Origin of the sequence: Chitinophaga caseinilytica (genome assembly GCF_038396765.1) — a bacterium.
Classification (GTDB): Bacteria; Bacteroidota; Bacteroidia; order Chitinophagales; family Chitinophagaceae; genus Chitinophaga; species Chitinophaga caseinilytica.
This window is the reverse complement of record NZ_CP150096.1, coordinates 4,236,223-4,249,406: the sequence shown is the minus strand read 5'-3', so window position 1 is coordinate 4,249,406 and position 13,184 is coordinate 4,236,223. Positions and strand designations below refer to the sequence as shown.

The window sequence follows — 13,184 nt, the reverse complement described above, 5'->3', positions numbered from 1 at the left end:
GAAGCCGGCAGCAGTCAGAGATAGAGATAGAAAGGCTGCAGCAGTGCGGAAAACGCGGGGGTATATTGCCGGTGTTCGTCGTGGATGACAAGCGTTTCGGCGGGTTGTGCGTCGCCTTTTCCGAAGATGCCGACCGAACGAAAGGGCGCATGTGCGGGCGACTGTTGTATGTCGAGGAGTGCGCGGAGGGAATGGCCTTGCGCCTTGGCAAGTTCCTGGAAAATCCGGAACTCCGCGTACGGCAGCAAAATCGAAAAGCTGCCTCCGGGCGACAGCAATCTTGCGATGGCATCGAGCAGGTCAGCGTATCCCAGCGTAGCGGTATGCATCGCAGCGGTGCGCCGGGCATCGGGGCCGCGAAGGTCGTTCTGGAAAAACGGCGGATTGGTGATGATGAAATCGTAGGTTTCTGGGCTGGAAAATGTCCGGATGTCGGATTGCAGGCCGTGGAGCCGGGTGTTCCAGGGCGATCCGGCGAAATTGGCGATGGCTTGTGCGGCTGCGGCGGTGTCCAGTTCCACGGCGTCGATGATTGCCGGTGTTACCTGGGCGAGCATCAGGCTGAGGAGGCCTGTTCCGGTGCCGATGTCCAGCACGCGGGAGGGCGGGCGCGATTGGAGGCTGGCGGCCGTCCACGCGCCTTGAATGCACGCGTCGGTACAGACTTTCATGGCGCTGCCGGCCTGCTCTACCCTGAACTGCTTGAACTGGAACCAGGAATTCCCCATGTTTCGCTTATTCGAATGCCGCGCGGGCCGTGGGAACGGTATCCGCAGGACTGAAAGCCCCGGCGAGGTATTTGTAATGCGCCGTCATGGCGATCATGGCGGCATTGTCCGTACAATACTGGAACTGCGGGATGTAGACATTCCAGCCATTTTGCTTGCCGAGCGCCTCCAGGGCATTGCGCAGCCCGGAATTGGCGCTTACGCCGCCGGCGATGCAAATCTCCGTGATCCCCGTTTCCTGCGCTGCTTTCGCGAGCTTGTTCGTGAGAATCGTGACGATGCGGTGCTGGATGGACGCGCAGATATCGGCCAGGTGGGTTTCCACGAATGCCGGGTCTTTCGCCGTGTTTTCCTGCAGGAAATACAGGATCGACGTTTTAAGGCCGGAAAAGCTGAAATCCAGGCCGGGGATCTGCGGCTCGGGGAACCGGTAGGCTTTGGGATTGCCTTCTTTGGCGTATCTGTCGACCAGCGGGCCGCCGGGGTACGGCAGGCCGAGGAGTTTGGCGGATTTATCGAACGCTTCGCCGGCGGCGTCGTCGAGCGTTTCGCCGATGACTTTCATTTGCAGCGGCCCGTCTACCAGCACGATCTGCGTATGGCCGCCTGAAACGGTGAGGCAAAGGCAGGGAAAGGCCGGTTTGGGATCGTCGATGAAATTGGCGAGCACGTGCGCCTGCATATGGTGAACGCCGATCAGCGGGAGATCGAGCGCCAGGGCCATCGACTTGGCAAAGCAACTGCCGACCAGCAGCGAGCCGATGAGGCCGGGGCTTTGCGTGAATGCGATGGCGCTGAGGTCTTCCGGCTGCATGCCGGCTTTCTTCAGTGCCAGGTCTACCACCGGAACGATGTTTTCCTGGTGGGCGCGGGAAGCCAGTTCGGGCACTACCCCGCCGTATTGTTGGTGAACGGCCTGTCCGGCGATGACGTTGGACAGGATGGTCCCGTCGGAGATGACGGCTGCGCTGGTATCGTCGCAGGAAGATTCTATGGCAAGTATGTTAACCGGCATAAGTCCGCAAAGTTACGCGAAAACCACCGGAAATGCATGCCCTGCCGGCACACATGCACCTAAACCATTATATAAAAAGGCCATGGCCTGCGGGAACGGCCGTTCGGGCGGGCCATGGCTATTTTCGACGGGCAAGTGATTATTTGTTCTGGGCCAGCGAGCTGCCGAAGACTGTTTTGAGGAGCTCGGTGACGCGGGCGGCGGGGTCTTTACGGATTTTTTGTTCCTCCGCTCCTACTTCATGGAAGATGCCGTTGATGGCGCGTTCGGTGACGTAGGCGGTAAGGTCGGTATTGACGGGTGTTTTGGAGAATTTGTTATAGACGGTGAATACGTCTGCCCAATATTTGGTGGCGTCTACTTTCTTCAGGGCGTTGTTGATCACGGGGCTGAAGGCGGTGGTGAGGGCTGAAGTGGTTTTTTGCTTGAAATAGTTGGTAGCGGCGAAGTCGCCCCCGCGGAGGATACCGATAGCGTCGGTGATGGACATTTGTTTGATGGCGTTCACGAAGATGGGCGCAGCTGATTTGGCGGCTTCTTCGGCACCGCGGTTCATGGCGAGGATGGCTTTATCGACAACGTTGCCCATGCCGAGGTTGCGGAGGGTGGATTCCACTTTCTGCGCTTCGGGGGGCATGAGGATTTTGAGCATGGCGTTGGCGAAGAACCCGTTGGGCGCGGAAAGGCGGCTGGCGGAATTCTGGGCACCTATGCTGAGGGCTTCTTTGAGGCCTGCGGCGATCTGGAAACTGTTGGGCTGACCGGTGGTTGTGGTAGTGGGCAGCGTACTGAGGATCTGTTGAGTGGTCTCGCATCCCGAAAAGAGCGTCATGCAAAGGGCGCCGGCAAGGAATATGTGTTTCATCGGTTGATTTGAATTGCGTGCAAAGATATGGAGGGGAAGGCAATTGGTGTGCCAAAGAAGGAAGCTGCAACCCGGGATGGCTATGCAGCCGTTTCGCCGGACTGGATCGCCTGGAGCACGAAATCCAACTTAACGTCCAGGCTTTCAAGGAGTTTGTCGGCAAAAAATTCCTGCATGGGAAGGATATCCTTTTGGGATAGCTCGAACAGGTGGAGATATGTTTTCCGGTCAACTTCCTTAATGAAAATTGGCGGAAAACCGGTTTTCAGCAGTATCAGGTTTACGAAAATCCGGGCTATCCTGCCATTGCCGTCGCTAAACGGATGAATATCGAGAAACTGTTGATGAAATCGGGTGGCTATCGTAAGCGGATGCCGGTTGATATCAGCATAATCTACCCCGGTAAGTTGGTGATTGATGGCAGTCACGAGGGCTTCCATCGCATCCGGCACTTCGGCAGGAGGTAAATATCGATAAATTTTACCACCGCTCAGCATGGTCGCGTTCTCGAACATTTTAAAACGTCCGGGACTGTAATGACCGTCGTCTTCCCATTGAACGATGTATTTCATCAAGACTTTATGGAGTTGCAGGATGTTTTCAACGGATATCTTTTCCGTGCGGTGATTATCGAATACGACGTCCAAAATTTCCTGATGATTTATCACGTCCAGTATGTCGCTCGAAGCGTGGCTCCCTGGTGTAACAAGATCCTTCAATGCCGCAATCGTCTGTCCGAAAGTGAGCGCATTTCCTTCAAGCTTGTTGGAGTTATAGGTGAAGTCCGTTTTTACCATTTCGATAAACGAATCATCCCATTCCTTCATATCGTTAAGACTATCAATGCGGTTTTTCAGCGAATTGATCTTTTCGAATTTTTCAGTAGTCATGTTGTAGCGTCTTTCTTGTGATCTAACCCTTCGGTTTGGATTTTTTGAAGCCATCTTCGAAACAGGCTACGATGAATGATCAGTTTCCCGTCCTTCAAAGTCATCGTTTCTCCGATGATGAATGTTTGCAGGTCGTCCCGGAAAATGGGATCAACATCTTCCAGGAAGATGCAGTCCTTCTTTTCAAGTTTTTTTAACTCCGCTAATTTCATCGCAATGGGATTCAACTGATTCATGACTGAAATGCTGATTTTTGCCGTCGGTTCAATAACGCGGCACATTGGAGATTTCCGGAAATCGTCAATTGCTCCTGATCGCCACAACTGGGTCGAGCTTGCTGGCGGTGTAAGCGGGAATGAACCCGGCAATGATCCCCACGATCCCGGAAATGGAAAACCCGAGGATGATATTGCCGATCGAAAGCCCGATCTGGAAGGAGCTGAACATGTTCCTGGCGATCAGGGCGCCCCCGTAGACGAATAGCAGCCCCAGGCCACCGCCTACCATGCAAAGGATCATGGACTCGATGAGGAATTCCGTCAATATGACGCCCGGGCGGGCGCCTATGGCCTTTTTCAGGCCGATGATATTCGTTCTTTCCTTTACTGTCACGAACATGATGTTCGCGATCCCGAAACCGCCCACCAGCAACGCGAATGCTGCGATCATCCAGCCGCCGGCGTTGATGTAGGTAAAGAGCGTGGTGAGTTCCCCCTGCACCGTGGTGATCTCGTTCAGGGCAAAATCGTTCCCGTCTGCCGGTTTCAACCGCCGGATGGCCCGCATGGCCCCCGTGAGGTCGTCTTTCAGCTGCGCGGTGGGGATACCGTCAGCAGAACGGACCAATATGGTCGTATTCGTATTCCAGTTCCGCTCGTCCACGATCGTACGGGCGTAGAGGTAGTTCATGAGCACACAATCGTCGTTCAGCACCCCGCCGATCATGCTGTCCCCTTTCCGTTTCAGTACCCCGATCACCCGGCACTTCCGGCTGGATACGCGGATCTCCTTGCCCACGGCAGCGTCCACGTTGCCGAAAAGCCCGTCGGCGATGTTCCAGCCCAGCACTACGGCGTTGGAACTGCTGTTGAATTCGGAGGGACTAAAATACCGCCCGGCCGCCAGTTCGATGGTCTGCATCTTGTCAAGATCGGCCGATGTGGCGATGAGGGCTACCTGGTCCATATAGTCCGACCCGAACTCCACTTTCCGGCCGCTGGTGGAAAAAGTGAAAGTGACGGCATCTGCGGAGCCTACTTTGTCTTTGACCTGGCGGACTTCCTGGAATTTGGGCTGCGGGCGGTTCACATACTGCCACCATTCACCCCCGCCGTCCCAAGGCCACTTTTCGACATAGATCACGTTGGTGCCCAGCGAGTTAAGGTCTTTCCGGATGGAAGTCTCCATACTCTCCGTCACCGTCAGTACCGCGATGATGCAGAAAATGCCGATGGTAATGCCCAGCAGCGACAGGAAAGTCCGCAGCTTATTGACCCGCAGCTCCTGCAGGGCCATTTTCAGACTGTTCCAAAATATCTTGAGCGATGATAGCATAAACCAAAAATAACATATAAACCAATGCCATCCGCCTCGAAGGCGCTCCTTTTTCCCGGAAAAATGTACCTTTGCAGCCATTTATTAAACGATGAAGTACATCAACGAGATCAATAAAAGGAAAACATTCGCGATCATCGCCCACCCTGACGCCGGTAAAACCACCCTCACGGAGAAGTTCCTGCTCTTCGGCGGGGCCATCCAGACGGCAGGCGCGGTGAAATCCAACAAGATAAAAAAACACACCACTTCCGACTTCATGGAGATCGAACGGCAGCGCGGTATCTCCGTTGCCACCTCCGTAATGACGTTCGAATACCGGGACATTCTCATTAACCTCCTCGATACCCCCGGTCACAAAGACTTCGCCGAAGATACTTACCGTACCCTCACGGCGGTCGACAGCGTTGTACTGGTGATCGACTGCGTGAAAGGCGTGGAAGAACAGACCAAGAAGCTCATGGAAGTCTGCCGCATGCGCGACACGCCCGTGATCATCTTCGTCAACAAGCTCGACCGCGACGGTAAAAACCCTTTCGACCTGCTCGATGAGCTGGAAGAACTGCTCAACATCCGCGTACGCCCCCTCAGCTGGCCCATCAACGGCGGCAAGGATTTCAAGGGCGTATACAACCTGTACGACAAAAGCTTCGTTTCCTTCGCGGCCAACCGCAAGGCTACCGACGAAGATATCGTGCCGCTGGCCGATCTGACCAGCCCGCGGATCGACGAGCTTTTCAGCGCCACGGACGCCGCGCAGCTGCGCAACGACGTGGAACTGATCGAAGGCGTTTACGATACCTTCGACGCGCAACCCTACCTGGAAGGCAAACTGGCCCCCGTGTTCTTCGGCTCTGCCGTGAACAACTTCGGGGTCAAAGACCTCCTGGATACTTTCGTAGACATCGCCCCTATCCCGCGCGACCGTGAAGCCAGCACCCGTGAAGTGAAAGCCACGGAAGACAAGTTCTCCGGCTTCATTTTCAAGATACACGCCAACCTCGATCCCCGGCACAGAGACCGTATCGCGTTCTTGCGCGTATGCTCCGGACGGTTCGAGCGGAATAAATATTTCCACCACGTACGGCTCGACAAAGACGTGCGCTTCGCCAACCCCTACAGCTTCCTGGCGCGGGAAAAGAACATCGTGGACGACGCGTTCCCCGGCGATGTGGTGGGCCTTTTCGATACCGGCAACTTCAAGATCGGCGATACGCTCACCGAAGGAGAAAACTTCTTCTTCACCGGTATCCCCAGCTTCTCGCCTGAACTGTTTAAGGAACTGGTGAACAAAGACCCCATGAAAACCAAGCAACTGGAGAAAGGAATTTCCCAGCTGACCGACGAAGGCGTGGCCCAGCTTTTCACCCAACACAACGGCAACCGCAAGATCATTGGCTGCGTGGGCGACCTCCAGTTCGAAGTAATCCAATACCGCCTGCTCCAGGAATACGGCGCTTCCTGCCAGTTCAATACACTGCCCTTCTACAAAGCCTGCTGGATCACCGGCGATAAAAAGAAGCTGGAAGAATTCACCCGCTTCAAAGGCGCCAACGTAGTGCAGGATAAAGACGGTCACCTCGTGTACCTTGCGCAATCAGAATGGTACCTCAATACCGAACGGGCCAACAATCCCGATATCGAGTTCCATTTCACTTCGGAGATACATAAGTAATCGCAGCCGCAATTCCGTAAAAAGTAATTGCGCTTTCAACTTTGCACGAACGAACTATCGAAGCATCTGCAAAGTAAAAAGCTGCCTAAGCACCAAAGCCGAAACAAACCTTCGCTGACCTAAATCAATAACTGGTTGCCGAAGAAGCTTCAAAGCAAAAGGTAGCTAAAGCATCACTCCAACACGTACGCGAAGTTTCAACAAACTACATAACTAGGCGCCGCTACAACGGCGCCTTTTCTTTTCCCACAACCTCCTGCTTATGTCGCACTCCAGCACACTGCAAGCGCAGAACTCGCCCGGCAATCATGTTACCCCGTCCATGATTTTCCAAAAATACTTTTCCCAGTTCGCCGCACTCCGGCACACTGGATGCCCAACATATGCCCGGCATACGCCCGGCAAAAATGTTACCCCGCCCACAAAAATGCTTTGATTATGGGAAACCAAACCGCCTGCCGGATAAACAGCCGGCGGTTTAGTTCTTGTGCGATGTAAGTGGAAAGCAGTTCAGAAATATGTTGCACAAAGGCAAACACTATTAAACTATTAACTCGAAATCACTTCTTTGGGTTTATACAACAATTGGGTTAAAAAAAATATCTTTCTGGATCTGGAATTGTCGGCAGCCACTTGCCTGGCCCCCTTTTGCCGATGCCCGTGATAGAAGCATCAACGAATCAAAAGTAGTGAGAAAATACATTCAAAAAACGAAAGGGCTGACATATTTATAGCTGTCATGTTTGTGTGTTTTGAACGGCACCTGATATATACAACCGCCCGTCTTCCGCTATCAAACACGCGATCAACCCTCCCATTCCCAGGCCACCAACATCCGCACCGGGCCTACCAGACCGGATTCCAGCAGCGGATCCCCGGGCAGGTAATTATCCCAGGTGGAAATGGTAACCCGGCGCCCGGGATTCTCCGCGTTGCCCGTCCACCATGCAGGAAGCACCGTCATGTAATTGGCGGAGTTGAATGTATTTTCTTTCGGCAGATGCGCATCGCCCACCTGGCGGTTCGGCCAAAGCGTTGCCACACGGATGCGCAGCCGGTTTTCTCCCACTATCAGCAACGGCGTCACATCGAGCCGGAAAGGCTCTTTCCAGCACAGGCCCGCATCCTTCCCGTTCACCTCCACCTGCGCCACCACTTCCACCCGTCCCAAATCGAGGAAAACCCGCTTCCCTTTTTGTAAAATCGACGCCGGAATTCCGATACGCTTTTCATAAGTTGCCACCCCTGAAAAATGACGGACGTTAAAATCCTTATGCCGGTGCAACGATGTTAATTCGGGAAGCTGTATCTCCGCCGGCGCGCCCCTTCCCCGTTCAAACTGCACCCGCCAGGCACCCTTCACAGGCAACACCGAACATTTATCCTTTACGACGATTTCCCTTCCATCCAGCGCATAAAGGCCATTCCGCCACACCAATGCTGTCAGTCGGTTTTGCTGCCGGTTAAGACGGATTATTTCCGGAAGCGCCGGGGGCGGGAGCTTCGCGGCAAAAAGCGCCGCTATTTTTTTTGCGCCAAGGGCTTCGCGGTACAATTTCGGATCAGTTGCGTTCCCTTCAAATACACTGGAATAGAGCTCACCCGTAGGTTTCGTTCCCAGACCCGGGATCACGGAGTTTCCGCTCGCAGGCGCTTGTCCGGCGAGCTTTCCGTTGAGGTAGATGGAAGGGGCGCCGTTTTGATAGACGACTACCACATGCGTCCAGCCGGAAATCGGTTGCTGAACGGTCAGCACGTCTTTCGCGAAGTACGCCGCGCCTTTTATACGTTCGCAAACGCGTACCATCTGCTGGCCTGCTGCGATGCCGACACAAGCGCATTTGCTTCCACCGATATCCCCGCCTTCCGCCGGGAACACCACATACCCTTTCCCCGGCATGGCGATCGTATCCGGCCTGATCCAGATCTCGATGGAAAATGTATTCCTGACCGATGCAAACTGGCGAAGACCAGGTGCGGTGTCTGCCGAAGTATTGGTCAGCACCATTCCGTCCATCTTCAACACCGTTGCGCCTTTCACGCGAATCGGCTTCCTGAAAACGACCAGCCACGATCCCCCGGGCGTAAATCCCATCGGCAACCGAATACCGTGCTCCGTTTCTTCAAACATCACCGCATCTGCCACGCTGCCGTCTTCCGCGTTCCACAATTCCGGTTGCCTTCCTTTCACCCTGAATTCCGCCTTGATCCGTTCGTGACGCCGCAACCGGTTGCTGACGAAGTAAATATCCATCTCGTCCGTTTGCCGGTGCGTAAACCGGATGGCCGCATCGCTACGGACAGCCGTGTAACTGAAATCCGCCGGCAACCCGATGATGTCGGCAAGCAGCTTTCCGCGGAACACCATCCCCTTGCCCAGCTTTCGTTCGGTCACCGTTTTCCCGTCAAGATCGCCCCAAAGGTCATCTGCCGCCGTGCGCAGGGCAGCCACATCACCACCGAGGCCCGGCGGCGCTTCGGGTTTTTCATTGACGGCCAGCCACATCCCCGCTTCCACTAAAATTTTCAGGCGTTCCAGCACCGGCAGCGAAACCCTGTTCAGCTGTATCATCACCATCACTTTATACGTCATGCCGCCGGGGAAAATAATCCGGTTGTTTTCGATGCGGATATCGGAGAAAAGCGCGTCCGGACCCATGACGTCCGCACCGTAACCCGTTGGCCGGTTGGGCGAAACGTGATCGATGTCGGGAATGGTGGCGGAAGGCTCTTCGCCTTTGAAAAACACGAAATCGGCGGCGTAATGTCCCTGCTGAAGCATGTATTGGGTGCGGGACAGGTACTTCGTCCAGCCATAGGCAAAGGGCGACCAGGTATTGGTCCTGTCGAAATGGCTACCAAAATGCGCCATCGAAAACCCGGGCGCCCCGTGCGCGAAAGGCTGATGCACCATCGTATGGAATACCAGCCGGTTGATGCCCATCGCCATGAAATGATCGCCCTGGATTTTGAGGGAATAGGGATAGTCAGTCCACCGCGAAGTTTCGGGCAAACCCGTAAAGGCTTCCGCGCCGATGACGCGCTTTCCCATCACATGCCCCGCTGAAAGTGCCACGGCGATGGTGTTCATGGAGCCCGGCGCATACCGTGTCCAGAATTCCCCCATCGGCACATCGAGCGGCGCGGCGATCTGCAGGCTGTCGAACATTCCGTCGCCATAAGGTTCTCCCCACAAATGCCATCCTTTCGACACACAGAAATCCTTAAAACCGCCGTAATATTCCGTGGCTACCAGCGTGGCCTGCGTGCGGCGGAAATCTGACAGGAACGCGTTCGTGGCGTCTGCATCCTTCACAATGCGGCCCGTCAGCGCCGGCAGCCATTTTAGGAGCGGGTAACGGCGCTGCGCAAGGAAATCGTCCGGCATGCGCGCCGTCCAGTTTTGCACGCCCACTTCCCAGCTGTCGATTTCGATGCCGCGGAAAGCAGGCATATTTTGTAATGATGAAAAAAGATAATCGTCCATTTTCGTCAGCCAATCGCGGAGCGCCGCGCGGCTGAAAGTATCAAGCACGAGGCCCGTTGCGGCATCGGGTTGGGAAGCGCCTAACTGCCCGGTGGGCGTGAACCCTATCCGCAAGACCGTCCAGTTACCCGAAGGCGGCGACCAGCGGAGGGAGCTATCGGGTTGCAGGTGTTGCGAAAGGTCGATGATCGTATCGGGATCGATACCGGCTGCCGTTTCTGGATTTTTCGTGTTGGCAGGTACGTGCTGATAGAAATTCGCTTTCCCGGGCCAGTTCTGTACGCCGGCATGAGTATGCCATTCAAGGCCCGACAACCAGGTGCTTGTATTGGTGCGCAGCCTGAAAAATTTCGCTTTCACCGAAGGAAACACCGCGGCGCCGGGCGCGTTCATTTTCCGGAGTTGCGGCATGGTGATGGAACATACGGGGGAAAAGTGCTCGCCGTCTGTAGAGCTTTCCAGCCGGAAGGTGGGCGGGTTGTCGGGCGGGCCATTGTAGACGTCTGCCGGAGGTTCCGGCCGGCGCCAGCAGGTGACCGACCGGAATTCGCTTTCTTCCGCGAACCCGAATTCCAGCACATCGGTGCTTTCGAAGCGGATGGCAGATTCGGGGTTTTGGTTTTGCAGGATCTCCCCGTTCTCCCGTTGCCCGTTACGCGAAAAGGAAGTTACCGGCGGAGCGGGCGCTTCCGGAAACGCGAGCACGGCGATATCGCGATAATAACCGAGTTTGGTGAAAGGTTGCGGGAGTTGATATTGTTGCTGACGGGGCGTTGCCGGCACGGAGCGCCAAACGATTTGCTGCATGGCCTGGTGCGGCTCCACGAACATCCCTCCCGTTCCCGAAAACCCCGCGGAATGATGCAGGGTGATTTCCAGGCCGAGGCGCTCCGCTTCGCGCAGGGTGTGCAGCACCATGTTGCGCCATGTCTGGCTCCCCATATCTACCGGCCCGCGCGGCGCCGCCGCTTCCACATTGAACAGGATGGCGCCGCCGATGCCCATGGCGGCCATGGATTCGAGGTCTTTGGTGATGCCTTCTGCTGAAATATTCCCGTTGAGCCACATCCAGAAAACCTGCGGCCGAAAGCCGGCTGGCGGATGCAGGAACCCGCGCTCGTCGGGCGCGTCGTTCCCTTCACCCGCACGGCTCAACGATGGCCAGACGAGGAGGCCTGTGGCGGTGATGACCGAGCTTCTGAGAAAATCCCTTCTTCGCATAATTCCGGGTATTGAATGAAAGGGCAACATAATGATTTTCGCGGGAAGGGGCATAAAAAAAGCTCCGGAGAACCGGAGCCTTTTTGCGGTACATTATTGTGACAACAAAAGATTACAAAATTAATGTCCGAACACGATCACGCCAGATACCCTGGGCCTCGGAGGAAGCGGAATGGGCGGGGGCGGCGGAGGGAACGGGTAGCGTGGCCGTACCACTACAACCCTTTCCGGGCGGCGCTCGTATCGCTCATATCGATAATAATCATGGTGATGGTGCCTGTCGTAATGAACGTGTTTGTTTTTCTTGTAATGCCCACGGCCTCTGCCGCGGCGATCGTCATCGTCACAATCGTCGTCATGCCGGCGATAATCTCTTTCGTAACGGGAATCTCTGTCGTGCCTTCCATGCTGTGCTTGTGTGGCATAAGCTGCTCCAAGGAGGAGCGTCAAGAGGATTAGCTTTTTCATAGCTCGCTGGTTTTAGATTGATATGGGTCCGTTCATCCCCTTTTGATCTGGGCGGTTGCCGAACTTGATACCTGTAAAACCAAAAGCATGCCAATGTAGAATTTTCTCCCCAAACCCGCTACACAGCTAAGTTTCACAACAACATCCATTTTTCTTTCTTCCATCCTTCCCAAAAAAAAGCACAAAAAAAAGACCGTCACGAAAGACGGTCTTTTACTTTATTCTATTTGGACTTGATTGGGGGCTATGTTATGTGCGTAACATTATGCAACCATCGTGCCAAAATATCTTACATGCGGAAACATTTCGAAAAATTTGTGCTGCGGTGCCCGCCGGAACTACCGCCAAGGCGATAGAGGAAAGTGATACCGGTAAAGGTATACCAGTCCTTATACTTCGCCGAGCCCCGCTTGGCGCCGTCCAGCGGATAGGAGCCGCCATGCACTTCATCGCCCCGCCAGGCCCAGTCCACCGCCGTCTGCCCCCTTTCGGCCAGCAGGGTATTATAATCGACATAAGTGGTACTCACATCGTCGAGGTAATCGGTGAAAGTGGGCCGCAATCCCAGCTCGAAGCCGATGGTAAAGCGGTCGGTCAGTAAATACTTGAAACCCACCCCGAATGGGATGGAAATCTGGTGCAAAGCATATTGGCCACCGCGCTCGGGATATTGCGGCAAGCCCTGCCCTTCCGTGCTCAGGCGGCGCAAAGGCACGCGGGCGCCGGAAGAATCTTTCGCCGTCGGATAAAAACTGAACAACGCCACGCCGCCGAAAACATAGGGCGTAAACCCTCTGTCGTCTATATCCAGGATATTCAGTTCCGCCCCGAGATGACCTTCCCAAATGGGCGAACGGAAGCTGAGGTTACGCGCCTTGAGCGACGCCTCCGAATTGTTCTTATCATCCGCCTTGATCAGGCCGAAAGTAAAGCCCCCGCGCAAAGTGAGCCAACGGTTCACGTCCCGCTTCACCAATAGCCCGATCATAGGCCCTGTGGTCGTAAAATCAACGCGCTTCTCCGTGAGATCGCCGTTGTAGTTGCTGATCCCGGCGGTTCCTCCGATATGCCAGTCCTGTGATTTGGAAACAAAAGGGGCAGCAAGCAATAATACAATGCCGGTGATTCTTTTCAATGTGATAAGGTTTTTACGGGTGACTGATCTATAACAACGACACAAACCGGCAAAAAAGTATCCGGATTCATACACAACCGGGCACGAAATTATACATTTTTTCTCTTTCATTACAATTATATATATATGATTTACAATCCTTCCCG

General features: G+C 54.8%; 10 protein-coding genes. 1 reads left to right on the top strand and 9 read right to left on the bottom strand.

The features are described 5' to 3' along the window. Window positions 1-14: 14 nt before the first annotated feature. The 6 genes from WJU22_RS17440 to WJU22_RS17415 form a co-directional block, all read right to left on the bottom strand. The gene (locus WJU22_RS17440) at window positions 15-728 is read right to left on the bottom strand and encodes a tRNA1(Val) (adenine(37)-N6)-methyltransferase (protein WP_341839450.1); all 714 of its coding nucleotides are present in this window, start codon (window positions 726-728) and stop codon (window positions 15-17) included. Window positions 729-735: 7 nt separating this feature from the next. After that, entirely contained in the window at window positions 736-1,743 is a 1,008-nt protein-coding gene (tsaD, locus tag WJU22_RS17435) for a tRNA (adenosine(37)-N6)-threonylcarbamoyltransferase complex transferase subunit TsaD (RefSeq protein WP_341839449.1), read from the bottom strand. 139 nt (window positions 1,744-1,882) lie between these two features. Beyond that, the gene (locus WJU22_RS17430) at window positions 1,883-2,608 is read right to left on the bottom strand and encodes a DUF4197 domain-containing protein (RefSeq protein ID WP_126243494.1); all 726 of its coding nucleotides are present in this window, start codon (window positions 2,606-2,608) and stop codon (window positions 1,883-1,885) included. A gap of 80 nt (window positions 2,609-2,688) precedes the next feature. Beyond that, window positions 2,689-3,498: a Fic family protein gene (locus tag WJU22_RS17425; RefSeq protein ID WP_341839448.1), complete on the bottom strand. Its 810-nt coding sequence runs from the start codon at window positions 3,496-3,498 to the stop codon at window positions 2,689-2,691. Continuing rightward, window positions 3,495-3,734, bottom strand: coding sequence for a hypothetical protein (locus tag WJU22_RS17420; RefSeq protein ID WP_341839447.1), 240 nt, complete (start codon window positions 3,732-3,734; stop codon window positions 3,495-3,497). Before WJU22_RS17420 ends, WJU22_RS17425 begins: the two co-directional genes overlap by 4 nt. Before the next feature lie 64 nt (window positions 3,735-3,798). Then, a complete protein-coding gene (locus WJU22_RS17415) occupies window positions 3,799-5,052 on the bottom strand; it encodes an ABC transporter permease (RefSeq protein ID WP_341839446.1) in 1,254 nt (417 codons plus the stop codon). A gap of 91 nt (window positions 5,053-5,143) precedes the next feature. Between WJU22_RS17415 and WJU22_RS17410 the strand changes: the two genes are divergently transcribed. Continuing rightward, window positions 5,144-6,727, top strand: a complete 1,584-nt coding sequence (locus WJU22_RS17410) for a peptide chain release factor 3 (RefSeq protein ID WP_341839445.1) — start codon at window positions 5,144-5,146, stop codon at window positions 6,725-6,727. Between the two features lie 805 nt (window positions 6,728-7,532). On the opposite strand, the gene WJU22_RS17405 is transcribed toward WJU22_RS17410, so the two are convergent. The 3 genes from WJU22_RS17405 to WJU22_RS17395 all read right to left on the bottom strand — a co-directional run bounded on the left by WJU22_RS17405 (window position 7,533) and on the right by WJU22_RS17395 (window position 13,038). After that, window positions 7,533-11,435 (bottom strand): glycosyl hydrolase, encoded by a 3,903-nt coding sequence (locus WJU22_RS17405; RefSeq protein WP_341839444.1) that lies wholly within the window; start codon window positions 11,433-11,435, stop codon window positions 7,533-7,535. Between the two features lie 215 nt (window positions 11,436-11,650). Beyond that, window positions 11,651-11,842, bottom strand: a complete 192-nt coding sequence (locus WJU22_RS17400; protein ID WP_341839443.1) for a hypothetical protein — start codon at window positions 11,840-11,842, stop codon at window positions 11,651-11,653. A gap of 350 nt (window positions 11,843-12,192) precedes the next feature. Next, window positions 12,193-13,038, bottom strand: coding sequence for a DUF6089 family protein (locus WJU22_RS17395; RefSeq protein ID WP_341839442.1), 846 nt, complete (start codon window positions 13,036-13,038; stop codon window positions 12,193-12,195). Between the last annotated feature and the right edge of the window lie 146 nt (window positions 13,039-13,184).